Genomic DNA, 18,746 nt, shown 5'->3' with positions numbered 1-18,746 from the left:
TTTACTTCACTAGCCTTTGCACAGGGACAGGTATTCGCGCAACAACCCGGTTGACGATATCTTCTGCTGTGACTCCTTCAAACTTAGCTTCTGACTTTAAAATAATCCGGTGAGCCAGAACAAATGGAGCTAAATATTGAATATCATCTGGAATGACATAATCCCGGTCAAACATATAGGCGTAGGCCTGCGCTGATTTCATCAAGGCAATCGATCCCCTTGGACTTGCCCCTAAATAGACCCCGGAATATCCCCTCGTCCGGTTCACAATGTCAACGATGTAGCGCTTAATACTGGCATCCACAAACACATTTTTAATATCCATTTGCAGTTCCCGCAGCTCTTCAAGACTGATCACGGGAGACAGGTCTTCAATGGGAGGAACCTTCTGCGCCCTGTTTAATACTTCTACTTCCTCATCAATATCCGGATAGCCCATTTTCATTTTTAATAAAAAGCGGTCAAGCTGTGCTTCAGGAAGCGGGTATGTACCTTCATACTCAATCGGGTTTTGTGTCGCCATAACAAAGAACGGCTTTTGAAGTTTATGGGTGACACCATCGATGGTGACACTCGCCTCCTCCATCCCTTCTAGCAGCGCGGACTGCGTCTTTGGCGAAGTCCGGTTGATTTCATCCGCAAGTATGATATTCCCCATCAGCGGGCCGGGCCGGAATTGGAATTCCATTTCTTTCGGATTATAGATGGATACACCCGTTACATCGGATGGTAATAAATCTGGCGTAAACTGGATTCTGCGAAAATTAGCATTCACCGATTTTGCCATCGCACGAACCATCATCGTTTTTCCGACACCTGGTACATCCTCTAATAAAACGTGGCCTTCTGCCAGCAAGGCTACGAGACTTAACTCAGCGACATTTCTTTTTCCAATCATAACCTTTTCGATGTTATGAATAATTCTTTCTATCGTTGGATTCATTTGATCACGGGTCACAGTGCAACCTCCTCATTCGGTATACCTTTTTATGGCATTCTATCTTAATTAATTCGTTTCTTTTCGAAAAAATCCTGTGTTTACAACAAACATTATTCAAGATTAGGAATTAGACGAAAGAAATCGGGTAAACGTTTCACCTGATGTGAGGGTGGTGGGGAATTTCTATTTGTGAGGGTGGTGTCACAGTTTTGACACGATTTTGGTCATAAATATAGAGAAACCGGGCATAAATTTTTATAAGCGAGCATATTTTATTAAATTCGAGCAGAAACATAATGTTATGTGTCATAAAGCCTTATCATGTAAAAAGAGAGTGTCTCAAAGCTTTTTGGGGCACCCTCTTTCATTAATTTTTTATTCAATTCGGCCATTTGATCACAGTCAGAACACTTTCCAAAGAAATGGTGACGAAAAAGACAGCCATAGAGCTGTCTTTTCTTACAATAGCTTATTAAAATGGGTTCGTTGCCAGCATACTCGCTGTTTTCACATAAATACGCGGATGTAATTTTAGCTGTGAAACAATAATTTCAGCAATATCTTCCGGCTGCATATATTTTTGATCATTGTTTTCAGCAATTAAGTTGGTTTTTACTGCAAGTTCAGTCGCAACAGTACTAGGTGTGAGTGTAGTAACTCGAATATTATTTCGGCGGACTTCCTGTGCCAATGATTCGGTTAAGCCGATTAAGCCGAACTTCGATGCACTGTAGGCACTAGAAGTAGCGGCACCATTTAGTCCATTTGTAGATGAAATATTGATAATATCTCCGCCATTTTTTTCAATTAGTTGCGGTAGAACGGCACGTGTCATATAGTAAGGACCCATTAAATTCACATCAATGATTCGCTTCCATTCCTGCGGATCCATCTCTAATAATGTGGCAAATTTGCCAATCCCAGCGTTATTAATCAGAATATCCGCCTCACCTAACTCGTCAGTCAAGCTTTTAACAGCCTGCTCTACCTCTTCTTGAGATGAGATATCCACAGAGGCATAAGCGGCTTTTATGCCTAGAGCTTCCACTTCTTTGACAACTTCCTTCAGATCTGCCTCTGTTCTCGCTAGTAACCCAACGTTGACTCCCTCATTCGCTAATGCAACAGCAACAGCTTTACCAATCCCTTTACCTGCACCCGTTACAAGCGCTACTTTTCCTTTTAATGTTTGTGCCATAGTTAACAGCCCCTTTCCAATCTCATTATAGTATTGTGGGGAGATATTTCTATCATTATGCTTAGGATAATGGAATGTATTTGAGGACTTAAATTCTGAAATGTACCCCCCACAACAAAAAACCACTTTCATATATTTTAGGAAGTGGTTTTTGCAGTTAGATAGACATTTTATGGACCTACTACGATTAAGATTTCTTATTTATAGCTTGACTTATTCTGTACCAGGAGTAGCTTCACCCTGACTCACTACCTGAATTGCTGCTGGTTTCAGCGGTGTAAATATGGTTATGATCAGTGCCACGATGGCTAGGATCATCATGAAGTAATAAGATTGACTGGAAGCGAAGGTGGAAGACAAGGCAGCAATTCCTTCTATCACACCTTGACGGGCAAGGTCCTTCCCATAATCAGTTGCTTGAGCTGTGTAGATGGTTACGACTACAGCTGTACCAATCGCTCCGGCAATTTGGCGAACGGTATTGTTAACCGCTGTTCCATGTGTCACCAGTTCCTTCGGCAAAGCACTCAAGCCGGCTGTGTTCAACGGCATGGTAATAAAGCTTAAACCAATCCTTAAGAAAATCGTTCGAATCATTAAAAAGGTAAAGGTAGTGGTTTCCGTTAAGTCCGTGACCACCCACATCGATGGAATCACGAAAAGTAAACCGATAATAAACAGTGGCTTCGCACCAAAGCGATCATACATTTTCCCTGTAACAGGTGATAAAACAGCATTGACCAAAGCACCCGGCAATAATAACAAACCTGCATCAAAGGCTGTAAATCCGCGGCCAGTTTGTAAATAGATGGGCAATAAAATCATGTCAGCATATAACATCATGGTGACAATAATATTTATGAGTGACGTCATCGTAAAAGTTTTATTTTGAAACACACGAACATCTAAGAACGGATCACTTGCGCGTAATTGACGCGTTGTGAATAATACTAACACGACGATCCCCACAATAATCGAAGTTAACACAAGCCCATCATCCCATCCATGACTGCCCGCGTTACTAAATCCATACAGTACAAGTCCAAAGCCAACAGTGGATAAAATTACACTCCACACATCTAAATCCGCTTTGGATCCTTCCGCTACATTAATTAGGTATTTAAAGGCTAACAAGATCACGATTCCGACAAGCGGAATTAAGCCTATAAATAACCAGCGCCAAGAGACATATTCAATGACAAATCCTGAAAGAGTAGGAGCAATGGCCGGAGCAAAGATCATCGCAAGCCCGATGAGCCCCATAGCACTTCCTCGGTTTTGGGGTGGGATGATAAACATGACGACACTCATCATCAGCGGCATAATAATCCCAGCGCCCGCCGCTTGAATCATTCGTCCGATTAAGAGAAGAGTGAAATTGGGTGCCATCGCACAAAAAATAGAACCAATTAACAGTAAAAGCATCGAACTTATAAATAATTGCCGTGTCGAGAAACGCTTCATTAAATAAGCCGTAACGGGAATCAATACCCCGTTTACTAACATAAATCCTGTTGCAAGCCATTGGACCGTTGTCGCATTGACATCAAAGACTTCCATAAAATTGCTTAAAGCAACGTTTAAAAGCGTTTGATTTAAAATCGACAAAAAGCCGCCTAGCAGCAACACAAACAATAATACTTTCTTATTAATTTGTTGAGCCATAGCTACGAAGTACCTCCCTTTACTTTATCAACATAATGACGATAAAATGAATTGTAACAGCAAATAAAAGAAGAAACCACCAACAACTTTGGACTAAGTGTAAACTAAACAACGGATTACGATAATTTGTCGTAGAAATAGTGGTAAAATCAACAATCGGGGTGTAAAAATGTCAACGAAAAAGGAAGATCCACGTGCCATTCGCTCAAAGCGTTTATTAAAGGAAGCTGTCATTTCAATTTTAAAGGAAAAACAAAATTTACAGGAATTAACTGTTCAAAGTGTAGCGGCAAAGGCAGAATTAAATCGCGCCACCTTTTATCTCCACTATGTCGATATGCGCGATTTATTAAGGCAGCTCGTTTACGATATTTTCGACGACCTGTCTATGAAATTGACCCCGCTATTACAGAAAGACTCTGTCCCCCGGGAGGAACAGCTGTTGGCATTTTTGGATTATTTTTATCAACATCGAAAATATTTATCGGTATTATTTGAAGAAAATGGTTTTCAAAAAAAGCTCCATTCCTTTATCGTCGAATTCGTCCAAGCTAGACGGGATTTACGTGAAATCGTAACAGAGGACGCCGTCTCAGAGGATATTATTGCCTCCTCCATTATAGGTATTTTAAAGTGGTGGATTCGCGATGGAAAGCACCATAGTTCCGAATATATCGCCCAACAAATATCACTTTGGATGTCTAGGAGGCATTAATTGTGAATAAACAAAAATGGCTATTCACCATAACCTGCAGGTCGATTATGGTGAACAGCCATTTACTTTATAGAAAAAGACTACCAAGATAGTCATTTAAAAATACCCCATCCGGATCTACTTCTTGACGGAGCAGCAGAAAGTCATCTAGCATTGGATATCGTTGTTGGATATCCGCTTTGTTCAGGGTATGCATTTTCCCCCAGTGCGGTCTTCCCTCGTATTCTTTTAAAATGGATTCGAAATAGCGAAAATACCCTTCGTGCTCCATCCCTTTATACATATGTAGGGCAATATACGCACTGTTTCTACCATGGGCAGGGCTTAGCCAAAAGTCATCCCCTTTTACAAAACGACACTCAATCGGGAAATTCACTTGAAAACCTTGTTTGGGGATTTCTTGATGAATTCTTTCAATGACTTCTCCTAAAAAATGATCGGGAATACTGTATTCCATCTCTTGGAATCGGACATTACGCGGCGTACAGAATAATTCGTGACTCGGGCCAACCAGTTTAGAATCACTGACTAGCTTTGACATTAAGGTACTTATTTTCGGCGAAGCCTTTGGGAATAACCGGCAAAATTCACTTACTAAAAATAGAGCCTTGTTTTCAAGCATATTCGTTTTCCATTGTTCAAATTTGAGAGACTGTGGTGGAAGATTGGTAGGATTCATGGTTTTGAGTTGGATGTTTTCACTGTACGGAAACAGATAAAACTCAACATGATCATGATCGTTTTTAATAGACTTTAAGTCTTGAAGCACATTCTTTAATAGTTCTTTTCTTACGTTTAATTCATGGGTTTGCGAAGGGACTACTCGTATTTTCACCTTTACGATAATCCCTAGCATTCCAAGGGACACACCCGCTGCATGAAAAAAATCGGAATGGTGATCCCGTGAACAAGTAAGCACCTCCCCATTGGCAAGGACCAAGGTGATTTCCTCTAGCTGGGAAGCAATAATTCCATAGTTTGCACCGGTACCGTGTGTTCCCGTCACAAAGGCACCTGCCACGGACTGAACATTGATATCCCCTAAGTTTTCCTGAGCATATCCATGTTTATATAGATTTTCACTAAGATCATATAGCCTCGTTCCTGCCCAAACTTCCGCAACCCTCTTTTGGTGATCAATATTGATGACACCCGATAGTTTGTCCAACGAGAGAAGAAGATGGTTACTTCTGATTAAAGGCGTAAAAGAATGCCGCGCCCCCATGACTCGAATCGATTTTTTAACAGAACGGGCATGGTGGACAATCTCAACGACTTCATCCATACTTTCTGGATAGTGGATTTCCTCGGGAGAAAAGGAAACAGAACTAGACCAATTGTGAATCGGTTCATTTTTTAATAAAAGCACTGATTATCACCTCGATACGTATTGTATTGATCCACGATTTGATTATCCTTGATGATATAGAGAAATGGGAAGCGTTCGGCGATTTCCCCAGCTTTAGCAGGGCGAAACAGAATAGCCTCTCCTATTTGCAGGGATTCATCCCCCTTATAAAGAATCGGGGTTTGTACCTCACCCGCCCCCTCTAACGGTAATAATTTTGCTCCCTGCGGGGAAAAAGGAACCGGTGATTTCTCATGCCCAACCGCACCTGACCCAATATAACCGCCACCGGCACAGGTATAAATGTGATCAGCCGCCTTTCTCACGATGGGCAAGGCGAATCCAATTGCTGGCTTATACGTAAAATCATGATAATAATCAAAGAGAACCGGTGCATAAAAAGCGGAACCCACCGTTATTTCGGTAACCCAGTTTTCTAAGCCTGTACTGTGAATACTTCCGGTCCCCCCGCCATTTACAAATCGGAGTTCCAAGCCCATTTTTCGTATGGCTTCCACGATTTTTTCCCGCCTGCTTGATATCGTCTTTATAGAATTATTTTTTAACCCGGATATAACAAGATTTTTGGCCCATTGCTGTGGAGTGTTATCTCCAACTCCGGCAATTTGTGCTTCGTATCCCATGATTCCATCTAGTGCTAGGTGAGGTGATTCTTTAATGTAGGAGATAAGGGGAATGATGTCTTCTGGACTTTTTAGTGGTGAGCGTCTCACTCCAAAGTGAAAACCGAAAAAGGAGGTACTCATATCAATATCAATGCATACTCTCACGGTGATTGAATGTTTTTTTGCGATACTCTCCAATAACTCGATTTGCGATAAATGATCGACCATAAAGGTGATTATTTTATTACTTTTTATATGTTTAATGGTCGATTCAATTCCCGCAACATCCATTGTTGGATAGCCTAGCAGAATGTCATCAAAACCAGATTCCGCTAGGTACGCTGCTTCATGGGGACTATAACCCATGATTCCGTGATAACAGGGATGACAGTTTAATATATATTGTAAAACTGGTACACTGCGAATGGATTTACTGGCAATTCGAATTCTCTTTCCATTCGCTTTTGAGGCTACAGCCTGTACATTCTGTTCAAAGGCCTCCCAATCCAAAAACGCGCATGGTAAGGAATTGTTTTTAAAAGCCTTTCGGTCCATTTTTTCACCTCCATTGCATCTTGAGAATATTTATTCGGGGTTTTGTGGGTAAATTCCTTTTTCAGGTAAAAAAGAGCTCCCGCATAGCTGTGTGTGTTGGCATTGGTCACACTTTTGTCACCACTTTGGTCATAAATATGGAAAATACGGTCATAAATTTGATTAATCGAGCATAAAATAATATTTTAGAGCATAAACGACCATCTTTGCGTCATAATCCCTAAACAGCCAAAAAAAGACTACTTCCACCCTATACGGAAGTAGTCTTTTCATTAGACTTTTGATACTATTTTAAATTTTTTACCCCTGTTTCTAATATTTCCATTTGCAGCAGGGTCTGTTCGTCTGTTATGGTCTTATCTTTACCGTTTATGATCGCTTCATATACATCATCATAGACTCTTCCATAATCACCATTTACCGATTTCACTGTTTCTTCGTGGACGGTACCCTCTTCATCGATATAGGTGATGACACCATAATGCTGGATGGTATCTATACCAAAATCTTTGTTATCAGGCATGTAAAATAACTTTAGATGCTCTTCCTGGCGATCCTTAGTTTCTTTCACAAAGCATCCCTTTTTGCCGTAAACGACGAAGCTTGGTCTTTCTTTAAGTCTAAAATAACTTGATTTTACAGATACTTTTAACTTGCCATAATATAGATCTAAATCAAAATAATCATTCAATCTTCCTTCACCCAATAATTGCCTTACATCATAATGGATATCATCGGGCTTTCCAAAATAACTGATGACCTGATCGAGTGTATGACAGCCATGTCCATATAAAAATGAATCATTAGGATTAAAGGAATGAACAGACTCCGGTACTTCGGGACGAAAATAGTCATAATGCATTTCTACTTCCAGCAAGTCCCCTAATTTCCCTTCTTCAATGACCTTTTGAACGGTTAAAAAATCACTGTCAAAACGTCTGTTTTGATACGTCTGAACAAGTAATCCTTTCTCTTTTGCGATAGCAAATATTTCTTTTGCCTGTTCTGAGGTTTCCATAAAAGGCTTTTCAACCAAACAGTGTTTATTATGCTCTAATACTAATTTTGCGTATTCATAATGACTATCATGTTTTGTGCAAAGCACAATGAGTTGAATGTCCTGGTCATTTAATAGTTCATCTAAATCAGATGTATAGTGTACTCCGGGAATCCGATCCCAACTTTCATTTTTAGGATTTCTTTGGTAAATGGTTTTTACCTTGATATTCTCCCTTTGCAGAACGAACGGCAGATGATATCTGTTCGTACTTTTCCCATTTCCAACATAACCGATTGTAAGCATAGCGGCCCCCTAAGTATTTATTTTATACGAAAAGCACCTCCTAATGATGGTTTATCATACCAGGAGGTGCTGCTCTATATTTATTACATTAGTTTCAATAAGTGGAATACAATACCAACTGCGAATAATCCAAGGATCATAACAATTGGAGAAACTTTCTTCTTAAGCAACCACATAGCAAGTAATGTGATAAGCAATCCAGCTAATCCAGGAATTAAGCTATCCAAGTTGCCTTGTAAAGTAGTAACTTTAACAGGCTCTAATGAAAGACCCGAAGCTTGCTGTTGTAAAGCTGTTTTAATACCTTCTGCTCCAGCAGGTAATTTATCCCACTCGATATACGCGCCTTCGGAGAGGTCAACCTCTGATACAACAGGCGTAAATCTTACTGATACCCAACGGTTAACTAATGAACCAAGGATGAACATACCCAGGATGGATGCACCTTTTGTAATATCTTGAAGTAATCCGCCAGATAAGTCGTCCGTAATTTTAGAACCAGCTTTGTAACCAAATTCTTGTGTATACCATGTGAAGCCCATACGAATAAGATTCCATAACACGAAGAAAATAATTGGCCCAAGGATGTTACCAGTTAAAGCAAGAGAAGCTCCTAACGCACCAAGGATTGGTCGAACCGTGAACCAGAAAACTGGATCCCCGATCCCTGCTAAAGGACCCATCATACCGACTTTAACCCCTTGAATGGCTGTGTCGTCAACCGGCGCACCATTTGCACGTTCTTCTTCAAGCGCTAACGTTACACCAATAATTGGTGAAGCTACATATGGGTGAGTATTAAAGAACTCTAAGTGACGCTTTAGTGCAGCAGAACGATCTTCTTTTGATTTATATAATCTTTTGATTGCGGGAATCATCGTATATGCCCAACCACCGTTTTGCATACGTTCATAGTTCCAAGAACCTTGAAGGAAAGTTGAACGCCACCAAACAGAAATACGATCTCTTTTTGATAATCTTAATTCATTTGCCATTTTTATGCCCCCTCCTTCTTAGTAACTATCGATAATATCGCCTAGTGGATCGCCAGTGTTGGAACCGCCGCCGCCATTACCTGAACCGCCTTGTTTAGAAAGCGCTAAGTAAATAAGGGCAAGTGCCACACCGATAGCACCTAGACCGATAAGTGTAATTTGTGAAACTGTCGCTAATACGAAACCAATTGCGAAGAATGGCCAAACTTCTTTTGTAGCCATCATGTTAATAACCATCGCATAACCAACAGCTACTACCATTCCCCCACCGATTGCTAAACCTTCTGTTAACCAAGTTGGCATAGAGACAAGTAATTCTCTAACCGGAGCCGCACCAATCGCTAAAATTAAGGCAGCTGGGATCGCAATACGTAACCCCTGCATGCAGATAGCAACGATTTGCCAAAATTCAACTTTTCTAATGTTTCCTTCTAGTGCTGCAGCATCCATAAAGTGCACGATTGCTGTTGCAAGCGTACGAACGATGATTGTTAATAATAAACCTGCAACTGCAAGCGGTACTGCAATCGCAATCGCAGATGCTACACCCTCTTTACCTTGTCCACTTAAAACTAAAATAATAGCAGAAGCAACTGATGCTAACGCAGCATCCGGTGCTACAGCAGCACCGATATTAGCCCAACCTAGAGCGATCAATTGAAGAGTACCACCTAAGATTAGACATGGTACTAAGTTTCCTGTAACTAAGCCTATTAACGTACAAGCAACTAGTGGTTGGTGGAATTGGAATTCATCCAAAATCCCTTCCACACCAGCTAAGAATGCTACGATAAAGACTAATATTATTTGAATCACATTCAAATCCATGGTTATTAATCCTCCGTTTTCTCTGGATTTATTTTTGTTTTTTTAACTCTTCTTGAGCCTTCTTGATAATTTCGTTCATGTCGCCTTTGGAATCGTTCGGAACTTTACGTACATCAAAGTTCAAACCAGCTTCTTTTAACTTAGCAAAAGCATCAATATCATCTTGGTTAAAAGCCAACACCTTATTCGGTTGAACTTTTCCAGGTGAGTGTGCCATCGAACCAACGTTGATCGTCTTCAATGGTACACCGCCTTCAACCGCTCTTAGCGCATCTTGCGGGTTTTCGAAAAGAAGTAATGCCTTCTGACCGCCAAAGTGTTGATCATCTTTTGCAAGTTCGATCATTTTATTAATCGGAACAACGTGTGCTTTAACACCTGGAGGTGCAGCCTGTTGGATTAATTTCTTACGAAGGTCATCCTTTGCCACTGCATCCGATACAACGATGATACGCGTAGGCTGTGTCGTTTTTGTCCAAGCAGTTGCAACTTGTCCGTGAAGCAAACGAGAATCAATACGTGCTAATACGTATTCGAAACTACCTGGAGCACCTGCATTAGACGGTTTAGCAGCTGCCGTAGAAGAAGCCGCTGGAGCTGGTTCTAATTCTTCCGGTTGTACTCTAACCCCTTCTTTTGCTGTCCCTAAAATATGCACGGCAATTTCACGCGCAGTGTTCATTGAGAACCGTGATGCAAAGGCTTCAATCACCATAGGTAAGTTCATACCAGCAACGATTGCCCATTTGTCCTTGTGTTCTTCAAACAAGCTGTTGGCTTGGTTGAAAGGAGTTCCACCCCAAAGATCGACTAAGAATAATACTTCGTCTTGGTTGTCGAAAGAGGCGATTGCATCTTTTATTTTTGCTTTTACATCATCAGGTCCTTCGCTCGGCATCAATGTAACAGCTTTTACATTTTCTTGTTTTCCAAAGATCATCTCTCCAGATTGCAAGATACCAGTGGCAAATTCACCGTGACTAGCAATGATAATTCCTACCATCTTTTTACCTCCTATTTTTATTGTTACAGTTAAAAAACACCGTAACTCTTAAATTTTTTCAAGCTCATCGTAAGCGATTACAGTTTCGACAAAAATACAAAAAAGGCATGAGCAAAAAGTTGACCAATGAAGATATGGGTATAGAATGCCCCTAATTCTTCAAATCAATCAATACTTTTCACTCATGCCTGATCGAATCAGTAACACGTAAAAAATAATGGCTATAATAATTTATTTTTGTAAACGCTGTAATAGAGTGTTAAACCCATCACTTTAATGAACTTCTAATAGGTATATTAGCATACCTGTTATTCCTCTATCAAGAGGGAAATTATTTTTTTCTGGTTCCAATTTTGGCATTGTAACAAAAAAGACAAGTTTTCAACCTGCCTTGTCTGATAATTTATTGCTTCTTTAATTTGCTCTTAAAGGCCCGTTTGATCACATCAAAGAAACTTAACGATTGGACCATACGATTCGGATCAACGTATTCACGGATCGTTCGCAAAACTTTTTTCGGATCTTTAGAAGAAAAGGTAAACGTTCCATTTCGCTTCGTTTTGATCGCATAACGGGGAATCCATTTCCCTTTGAACATGACGGAAGCAATCACGTTATCAACTTCTTCCCAAGGAATTTGAATAAACTTACGAGCATCACGGCTATTGAAAAATTCAAACCCTTTGTCTCCGATCATGATTTTCCCATATTCTGCGATTCCGATATGTGAAGTGGCTTCCATAACTAAATCCACTTTTGTATTGATTGACTGGACCATTTGATCTACTCCATTTCTATCTCATAGGCTGTGTGCAACTCATTATTAGATTTCCGCACTAATCAAATCAACTATCTTCTTTACACAGCCAGCTTTTTATAAATCATAATTATACTCATTTTATCACTTTAAGCAAAAAATACTTGTGACAAATTAGGGAGCATTCTCTTCAAATTGGAAATAGACCGATTAAACGGCCAACGAAATCAACCAATTATGTTAACATAAAGCATTTAATCTACTTTAGATTAATCTTTCTTTATTCACTAGAATTAGACTCTTTGGTTTCTTTACACCTTCTATCATTGACACTTTTTTCATCTAAAAGGAGAGAGATAACCACTGTAACCATGGTTCCTTTATTCTTTTCGGATTGGACAAGAATATCCCCTCCATGCAATTGAGCAATTCTCCTCGCAATGCTCATCCCTAGTCCGGATCCCTCCACACGTTCATCCGTATTTGTTCCTCGGTAGTAACGATTAAACAGATGTTTCCTTGTCTCCTCATCCATACCGATTCCATTATCTTGGATCATAATCTTAAGCTTTCCGTTTTCCCTATCTTCATTGAGGATAATCTTGATAGACGTTCCAGAAGGGTTATGAAGAATCGCATTGTAAATTAAGTTATCTATCATTCTCTCAAACCAACGTTTGGCGATTGGTAAAGACATTTCACCCTTTAGAGGCTGGAACGATAGTTGATAATTAACTAATGTCCGATCATCATGGAACTTCCTAACAATGTTTGTCATTAATTGATTCATTTCCAAGTACTGAAAATCCTCAAGCGATTCATCGTTCTTTAACTGGAAACTCAACGAGAAATCTTCAATAAGACTTAACATATAGGCACTTTTTTCACCAATCGTTTTTCCGATATCTTCAAGTTCTTGTTTTGACCAAACATACTGCCCGCTTTCTAATAATGTTCCATATCCTTGCATGGTCGTTAACGGGGTGCGGAGGTCATGAGAAATCCCTGTCATCCATTCTTCTCTCGATTTCTCTAGCTCCTCCCTTTCCTTCGTGGAGGATGCTAATTTCTCTGCCATATCATAAAACTCTTGAAAAACCTCTGCATATAATCGGTACTTTAAACGGACCTTGCCATTTTTTCGAAAAATGAGCTTCTTCTCTTTTTCTGTTAAAACCTCATGATATTTTCCGTTCCCCATACGACTTAGCCAGCCTGTAAAAATAAATAGCGGATTTCCATAGCGGAAGCCATTCCAAAAGGAAATGATAATGGTAATAACAAGAACGATGACACCTGTTGCCGCGAAGGCAATGGCAACGTCTTTAATGGAGTTAAGCTTGATTTCTTGTTTATTCTCATTTGGGGTATAGAGAACCCATAATATTTGTGTCTGTGGATTCTTATACAACGTTGTTTTGGTTACATAAGTGTCTGGAGCCATTTTTCGGACAAATATATCTAAGGGATACTCCTTATCAGACTCTAAAGGACTGCCAAAGGTTTGGACAAGTTGATCATTTTTATCATAAATCTCAATGAATCCTTCCATCGCCGCAAGTTTATTCTCAACTTCTCTCCTATTGGACTCCTGGACTATACCTTCTTCTCCATAGTCATCGACGACTTGATGAAGCAATCTTAGCGCTTGATCTTCATGCCCTAAAACAAATAAATAAGGTTCATCATACATAGTTTCTAAATAGAAATAGAGGGCATAGCCTTGGAGCTCATTTGTTTCCTGCATTTTATATAAGTCGTGCTGGCTATAATGAGTTGGAATGTTTTTTGGTACATTGCCTGAATCCATTACATCCCCTTTTTCATTAATGATTTGAACCCAGATCTTCTCTTTTGCAAACTCCTTATCCCATTCATCTATCATGACTAATTCGTCCAAGGAATTTCCTGTGTCCATTGAAATACTTTCAACTTTTGTCTGATAGTAATTATAGTTAGATTCATGTCTCACACTCCAAACCAAGGCTAGGAGCAAAATGAATAAGAACAGAATGATGATGGCAACGGCCAAGGAAATATACTGTATCGAGAAATGGAGAAATAGACGCCTTCTTAACCGTTTCATATGGCTTTTCCCTTCACTAATTTGTAGCCGAGCCCTCTAATCGTAAGTAAATATTGAGGATTACTTGGATCCTCTTCAATCCTCTCTCTTATTCTTCTAATATGAACGGAGACCGTGTTGTCATCCACAAAGTGCTCAAATCCCCATACTGCTTCTAATAGAGTTGCTTTAGAAAGCACGATATTTGGATGCTTGCAAAAATAGAGCAAAAGTAAATAGACCTGGGTAGGACACGGAACTGGTTTTCCATTTACAATTAACTCTCCAGCACTTTCGTCTAAAATAAATCGTCCGAAATCATATCGTTTCGTCGTGTTAGGTTCAGATTGAATAGTAGCAACAGGCATTCTTTTAAGATAGGCTTTGATCCTAGCAGCAATCTCAAGTGGATTAAAGGGTTTTGTTACATAATCATCCCCTCCCGTTGCAAAGCCAGTCAGCACATCAAGGTCTGAAACCTTTGCTGTTAAAAAGAGAATATATGCATTCGTTCGTTCCCGAATTTTTGGGCTAAGTTCAAAACCGCTGCAATCTGGCAGCATCACATCAAGAATAATAATATCGATGTTTATTTTCTCAATGATCGCAAGCGCTTGATCACCTGAATGAGCCGTATATATATGTTGAAATCCTTCCTTTTTTAACATCAATTCCAACATTTTCACAATCGCCTTTTCATCATCAACAAGTAAGATATTCTTTGTTTCCATGCATTTCCACCTCCACCCTATCGTAGCATAGCAACTTTACGAACAGTTGAACGAAATGGAAAAAATTAATCCAATTGTAAGGTTTTGTTCAATATGTTGAAAGCTGACATAAGTAGAATTAGAGAATGAAGATAGGGATATAGGAGGAGATAAGGTGAAACAAAGACTTGCCATCATAGATGGAATTAGAGGATTTAGTTTAATAGGGATTTTAATGGCCAATATGCTTATTTTTCAGTATGGGATGTTTGGGATGGATGAGCTGGACCATTTTAAGCTTTTTCCTGGTGATGAAGTAGCAAATATCTGGGTTAAGATCGTGGTCGAAGGCAGCTTTATGCCTATCTTTATGTTTTTGTTTGGATATTCCATGATAAAAATGAAGAACAAGCTAGAAGAAAATGGTGGAAAGGTAAAGCGGCATTTCGCACGTCGTTTTATCCTATTAATTGGACTCGGGTTCCTTCATTCTACATTTGTTTGGGAAGGAGATATTTTACTTTCCTATGGCTTCTTAGGCCTAATGATGATGATTTTCTTAAATCGAAAACCCAAAACACTCTTCATTTTGGCGGTTACTTTACTCGTATTAACCTCCTTCTTGGGGTTAGGATCGATGATGGAAACGCCAGAAGAAGCAGAGCGAATGGATTCATATGTTCAAAAGGCAAATCATATTTATGCAGATGGCAGCTATTCTGAGATTAAAGATTTTCGTATTAGCGGGGAAGATCCACTTGGTCTCCCTGACGGAGCTTATATTCTTATGATCCTATTTGCTCCATTCATGTTATGTCCGTTATTTTTGCTTGGAATGTATGCAGCTAAAAGGAACTATTTTTCCCAACCAGGGGAGGAACAAAAGCTGTATTTATGGTATGCAAGCCTGCTGATCCCGATCGGCTTACTGTTAAAGAGTATTCCATATATCCTGCCGAATTCCCCTTGGGCAGGTGTGGCAGAATTTTTGGGTGCACCATTATTAGCCATTGGTTATATTTTCGCTTTTGCCATACTTTATGCAAAGGGTGTTACCCCGGCTTTTCTAAAGCTTTTTGAAAATGTCGGCCGCCTTTCTATGAGCAACTATTTACTACAAAGCCTCATTTGTACGACTATTTTTTATGGCTATGGGTTAGGGTTATTTGGCCAAATCGGAGTATTAAAAGGAATCTTACTAACTGTTGCCATTTACAGTTTGCAAGTCGTTTTCAGCCACTTCTATTTAGAGATTTGGAAGGTTGGCCCTTTCGAAAAATTAATGAGAGTTGGCACGTATTTAACATGGAAAGGTAATACCAAAAAGAAAGCAAAACCAATTAGAGATTTCCAACAAGTAAAAGAACAAGCATAAAGATGAAACCACTTGACGAGGTTACCTCTTCTCGACAATTTTCTTAACTCCAGACAGATTAAAACACTAACCTGACAGGCACCAAAGCCTTTCTAATCAAACGATTAATTAAAACAGATTGAACTAATTAATCGTTTGATTAAAAGGAAAGGATGCCCCTTTGGAACACATCTCCCCTAGTTTTCCCGGGGAATTTTTTGTCGAAGAAACCTCTTCCGTGATCTCATTCATCAAGGTTAAAATCCTCCTCCGTCGGTCTCTCTTGTCCCCTTCCTACTGACTTGGTAGTAGATTTGTAAGGTTTGAATAAACCATAAGGAAGGACATCAAGCGTGGATGTCCTTTTTCCCTAAATGCAATGAAATCAAAATGGCCACTAATTGTAAGACCATTTTTTAGATATTTACTGTCTGTTGGAAAGGACATGATCAAGAAACTTATCTGCGTCACTATTAAACTTCCAGGAGACTCCAAACTTATCAACTAGCATTCCAAAGCATGAAGACCAAGGAGTATGGGATAACGGCATTGTTACCGTGCCACCAACGGAAAGTTTATGGAAATATTCCTCTAATTTTTGTTTATCATCCATGATGAGACTAATCAATATATTATTTCCATTCACCAACTCACCTGTTACCCTCTTCATTGATGGCAAAATATCCGACATCATTATTTTCCCACCTGCAAATTCTATAGAAGACTCCATGATCATATTTAACTCATTTTCTGGTAGTGGATAGTTTGGATCCTGTGGGATATCCTTAAACTTCACCTTCTTTACCTCGTATGCATTTAATGCCTCCGAATAAAATTCAATCACCTGTTCTGCCATTCCTTCAAAGTTTAAATAGGTTATAGCTGCCATCATACAATACCTCCTTCATGTGTTAACTGTAGTATAATTGGTGAAAGGTGACAGTAGTATGTCACCTTTTTTAAACGGGGGTTAAATTCATGCAAAAAATTGAGCGATTAATATCGATTATCATGATCTTGCTAAAAAAAGATGTTGTTTCTGCAAATGAATTCGCACAATTATTTAACGTTTCCAAACGAACGATTCTTCGTGATATGGAAACACTGAGCTTATCAAATATTCCCATCTATTCCATCAATGGAGTGAACGGCGGCTACCGTATGATGGATGAATACAAGGTTGATAAGCGTCTTTTAAGTAGTTCCGACTTAGAGAATATCCTAACGGCGCTCGGAGGATTGGAACAAATTCTAGTTAGCGAAGAAGTGGAAAAGACAATAAGAAAAATAGAAGCAATGGTTAGCCCGTTATCTTTAAAAAATTCCATTCATCTATCCTTTTATGATTGGGAGGGCCGGTCTGAGATCCTTCAAGTGTTAAAGAGGTGTCAAGAATCCATCGTAAAGAGAAGGTTGGTTTCATTTGACTATATCGATAAGGATGGTGTGAAAACAAAGAGAAAGGTCGAGCCCTATCAGCTTCATTTCAGCGAGTCAAGCTGGTATTTGAAAGGATTTTGTTTACATCGCCTTGGGTATAGGACATTTAAATTATCTAGAATCGAGCATCTTCAGATGGATGAAAAAACATTTAATCCAAGAGATGATCTATTAGAAAATGATGCTGGTTACCAACCGAAGCTAGTCGAGATCAAGGCACTGATTTCTCCCAGTATAAAAGATCAATTTATAGAACGCTATGGTCGAAAAAGTATTGAAGACTATAATTCTGAAGTTTTGTTAGCAACCATCTCTGTCCCTCAAAACAGTACAGGATTTCAATTTCTAGCAGGTTTCGGCACAAATCTAAAAATAGTTGAGCCGAAAACATATGTGGATGACTTTCGAAATTATTTATCTTCCATGATAAGGCAATACCCTTAAATCGGGTCTGGCATTGCCTCTCAGTAGGGTGTCACATTTTTGACACCATTTTGGTCATAAATTGCTTGAATCCGGTCATAAATTTTAATAATCGGGCATAAAAAACTAGATTCGAGCATAAACATAAATTTTCCGGTCATAAAGCACAAAACAGTATAAAAAGGACTACTTCCAATTATGTTCATCAAGAAGTAGTCCTTTTTTACATATGCTATTATAACGTACTAAGCCGTAGTTCATAAAAATACTGCACAATTGGATGCTTTAACTTCATCTTTTCTTTCATTTTTAATATTCGTCCTTTACCTATCCGTCTGTCCACCAAAGCTAGAATATTCAATAGGATATCATTGCTCTCTAGGCTTTCCTCTATCGAAGTGGATAAAAACTTATTAGCTACAACGATAAAATTTGATTTACTTAATGATGACTGCGCTGCCAAGAGCTCCTTTGCATATCCTGTTAATTTCCTACTCTTTGCAATTACTTGTAGACGATCCTCAGGAACTATCCCCTTGGTTTCTTTTCTTACGGCTTCGATTTCCTCATTGCTGATAGGAATTTGGATATCAGAATCATTCTTTATTTCCTGTTCCGTCTGATACCATTTGATTAAGGTAGTTACGTCACTCATATTGAGTACATTCTTCTTATCTACTGCAATATAACAAATTCCTGCTTTATCAGGTAAATAACGGTAGCTTGTTGCACGGTATTCAACCCTTCCATATAAAGCAGGACAGAGAAAACTCTCCAAATTTTGCTTCAATTTGCTCCAGGTCATGTAGTTCTCCTTAACT

The 18,746-nt window shown here is 39.3% G+C and carries 17 protein-coding genes; 3 read left to right on the top strand and 14 right to left on the bottom strand.

From position 1 onward, the window contains the following. Position 1: 1 nt before the first annotated feature. From ACWM35_RS23965 to ACWM35_RS23955, 3 genes are all read right to left on the bottom strand, one after another. Positions 2 to 958 (bottom strand): AAA family ATPase, encoded by a 957-nt coding sequence (locus ACWM35_RS23965; RefSeq protein WP_454821408.1) that lies wholly within the window; start codon positions 956 to 958, stop codon positions 2 to 4. 454 nt (positions 959 to 1,412) lie between these two features. After that, positions 1,413 to 2,138, bottom strand: a complete 726-nt coding sequence (locus ACWM35_RS23960) for a 3-ketoacyl-ACP reductase (protein WP_454821407.1) — start codon at positions 2,136 to 2,138, stop codon at positions 1,413 to 1,415. Positions 2,139 to 2,351: 213 nt separating this feature from the next. After that, entirely contained in the window at positions 2,352 to 3,803 is a 1,452-nt protein-coding gene (locus ACWM35_RS23955) for a DHA2 family efflux MFS transporter permease subunit (protein ID WP_454821406.1), read from the bottom strand. A gap of 169 nt (positions 3,804 to 3,972) precedes the next feature. On the opposite strand from ACWM35_RS23955, the gene ACWM35_RS23950 reads away from it, so the two are divergent. Continuing rightward, positions 3,973 to 4,518 carry a TetR-like C-terminal domain-containing protein gene (locus tag ACWM35_RS23950; protein ID WP_454821405.1) on the top strand — a complete coding sequence of 182 codons (546 nt, stop codon included), beginning with the start codon at positions 3,973 to 3,975 and terminating at the stop codon, positions 4,516 to 4,518. 67 nt (positions 4,519 to 4,585) lie between these two features. On the opposite strand, the gene ACWM35_RS23945 is transcribed toward ACWM35_RS23950, so the two are convergent. The 9 genes from ACWM35_RS23945 to ACWM35_RS23905 form a co-directional block, all read right to left on the bottom strand. Continuing rightward, positions 4,586 to 5,887, bottom strand: a complete 1,302-nt coding sequence (locus ACWM35_RS23945) for a D-arabinono-1,4-lactone oxidase (protein ID WP_454821404.1) — start codon at positions 5,885 to 5,887, stop codon at positions 4,586 to 4,588. Then, positions 5,875 to 7,047 (bottom strand): amino acid deaminase/aldolase, encoded by a 1,173-nt coding sequence (locus ACWM35_RS23940; protein ID WP_454821403.1) that lies wholly within the window; start codon positions 7,045 to 7,047, stop codon positions 5,875 to 5,877. Before ACWM35_RS23940 ends, ACWM35_RS23945 begins: the two co-directional genes overlap by 13 nt. A gap of 286 nt (positions 7,048 to 7,333) precedes the next feature. After that, on the bottom strand, positions 7,334 to 8,350 hold the full coding sequence (locus ACWM35_RS23935) for an oxidoreductase (protein ID WP_454821402.1): 1,017 nt from the start codon (positions 8,348 to 8,350) through the stop codon (positions 7,334 to 7,336). 83 nt (positions 8,351 to 8,433) lie between these two features. Beyond that, positions 8,434 to 9,345 carry a PTS system mannose/fructose/sorbose family transporter subunit IID gene (locus ACWM35_RS23930; protein ID WP_454821401.1) on the bottom strand — a complete coding sequence of 304 codons (912 nt, stop codon included), beginning with the start codon at positions 9,343 to 9,345 and terminating at the stop codon, positions 8,434 to 8,436. 18 nt (positions 9,346 to 9,363) lie between these two features. After that, entirely contained in the window at positions 9,364 to 10,167 is an 804-nt protein-coding gene (locus ACWM35_RS23925; protein ID WP_454821418.1) for a PTS mannose/fructose/sorbose transporter subunit IIC, read from the bottom strand. A gap of 34 nt (positions 10,168 to 10,201) precedes the next feature. Next, positions 10,202 to 11,176, bottom strand: a complete 975-nt coding sequence (locus ACWM35_RS23920; RefSeq protein ID WP_454821400.1) for a mannose/fructose/sorbose PTS transporter subunit IIA — start codon at positions 11,174 to 11,176, stop codon at positions 10,202 to 10,204. Positions 11,177 to 11,579: 403 nt separating this feature from the next. Continuing rightward, on the bottom strand, positions 11,580 to 11,954 hold the full coding sequence (locus ACWM35_RS23915; protein ID WP_454821399.1) for a DUF956 family protein: 375 nt from the start codon (positions 11,952 to 11,954) through the stop codon (positions 11,580 to 11,582). Positions 11,955 to 12,213: 259 nt separating this feature from the next. Continuing rightward, positions 12,214 to 14,019, bottom strand: a complete 1,806-nt coding sequence (locus ACWM35_RS23910) for a sensor histidine kinase (RefSeq protein WP_454821398.1) — start codon at positions 14,017 to 14,019, stop codon at positions 12,214 to 12,216. Further along, positions 14,016 to 14,729, bottom strand: a complete 714-nt coding sequence (locus tag ACWM35_RS23905; protein WP_454821397.1) for a response regulator transcription factor — start codon at positions 14,727 to 14,729, stop codon at positions 14,016 to 14,018. Before ACWM35_RS23905 ends, ACWM35_RS23910 begins: the two co-directional genes overlap by 4 nt. A gap of 154 nt (positions 14,730 to 14,883) precedes the next feature. On the opposite strand from ACWM35_RS23905, the gene ACWM35_RS23900 reads away from it, so the two are divergent. Continuing rightward, positions 14,884 to 16,083 carry a DUF418 domain-containing protein gene (locus tag ACWM35_RS23900; RefSeq protein WP_454821396.1) on the top strand — a complete coding sequence of 400 codons (1,200 nt, stop codon included), beginning with the start codon at positions 14,884 to 14,886 and terminating at the stop codon, positions 16,081 to 16,083. Positions 16,084 to 16,486: 403 nt separating this feature from the next. On the opposite strand, the gene ACWM35_RS23895 is transcribed toward ACWM35_RS23900, so the two are convergent. After that, positions 16,487 to 16,951, bottom strand: coding sequence for a VOC family protein (locus ACWM35_RS23895; protein WP_454821417.1), 465 nt, complete (start codon positions 16,949 to 16,951; stop codon positions 16,487 to 16,489). An 89-nt stretch (positions 16,952 to 17,040) separates the two neighbouring features. Here ACWM35_RS23895 and ACWM35_RS23890 point away from each other — a divergent pair, with 89 nt between their 5' ends. Next, positions 17,041 to 17,946 carry a helix-turn-helix transcriptional regulator gene (locus ACWM35_RS23890; protein WP_454821395.1) on the top strand — a complete coding sequence of 302 codons (906 nt, stop codon included), beginning with the start codon at positions 17,041 to 17,043 and terminating at the stop codon, positions 17,944 to 17,946. A 214-nt stretch (positions 17,947 to 18,160) separates the two neighbouring features. On the opposite strand, the gene ACWM35_RS23885 is transcribed toward ACWM35_RS23890, so the two are convergent. Continuing rightward, a complete protein-coding gene (locus tag ACWM35_RS23885; RefSeq protein ID WP_454821394.1) occupies positions 18,161 to 18,730 on the bottom strand; it encodes an SF0329 family protein in 570 nt (189 codons plus the stop codon). Positions 18,731 to 18,746 lie beyond the last annotated feature (16 nt).

It is taken from the genome of Neobacillus sp. K501, assembly GCF_053749995.1.
Note: the sequence above shows the minus strand (reverse complement) of the source record. Positions and strands in the feature narration are given on the sequence as shown.

What these genes read in the sequence shown, in the direction of transcription:
- ACWM35_RS23960 (WP_454821407.1), bottom strand. Translation starts at nt 2,138, where the DNA reads ATGGCACAAACATTAAAAGGAAAAGTAGCGCTTGTAACGGGTGCAGGT.
- ACWM35_RS23955 (WP_454821406.1), bottom strand. Translation starts at nt 3,803, where the DNA reads ATGGCTCAACAAATTAATAAGAAAGTATTATTGTTTGTGTTGCTGCTA.
- ACWM35_RS23950 (WP_454821405.1), top strand. Translation starts at nt 3,973, where the DNA reads ATGTCAACGAAAAAGGAAGATCCACGTGCCATTCGCTCAAAGCGTTTA.
- ACWM35_RS23940 (WP_454821403.1), bottom strand. Translation starts at nt 7,047, where the DNA reads ATGGACCGAAAGGCTTTTAAAAACAATTCCTTACCATGCGCGTTTTTG.
- ACWM35_RS23935 (WP_454821402.1), bottom strand. Translation starts at nt 8,350, where the DNA reads ATGCTTACAATCGGTTATGTTGGAAATGGGAAAAGTACGAACAGATAT.
- ACWM35_RS23930 (WP_454821401.1), bottom strand. Translation starts at nt 9,345, where the DNA reads ATGGCAAATGAATTAAGATTATCAAAAAGAGATCGTATTTCTGTTTGG.
- ACWM35_RS23920 (WP_454821400.1), bottom strand. Translation starts at nt 11,176, where the DNA reads ATGGTAGGAATTATCATTGCTAGTCACGGTGAATTTGCCACTGGTATC.
- ACWM35_RS23915 (WP_454821399.1), bottom strand. Translation starts at nt 11,954, where the DNA reads ATGGTCCAGTCAATCAATACAAAAGTGGATTTAGTTATGGAAGCCACT.
- ACWM35_RS23910 (WP_454821398.1), bottom strand. Translation starts at nt 14,019, where the DNA reads ATGAAACGGTTAAGAAGGCGTCTATTTCTCCATTTCTCGATACAGTAT.
- ACWM35_RS23905 (WP_454821397.1), bottom strand. Translation starts at nt 14,729, where the DNA reads ATGGAAACAAAGAATATCTTACTTGTTGATGATGAAAAGGCGATTGTG.
- ACWM35_RS23895 (WP_454821417.1), bottom strand. Translation starts at nt 16,951, where the DNA reads ATGGCAGCTATAACCTATTTAAACTTTGAAGGAATGGCAGAACAGGTG.
- ACWM35_RS23890 (WP_454821395.1), top strand. Translation starts at nt 17,041, where the DNA reads ATGCAAAAAATTGAGCGATTAATATCGATTATCATGATCTTGCTAAAA.
- ACWM35_RS23885 (WP_454821394.1), bottom strand. Translation starts at nt 18,730, where the DNA reads ATGACCTGGAGCAAATTGAAGCAAAATTTGGAGAGTTTTCTCTGTCCT.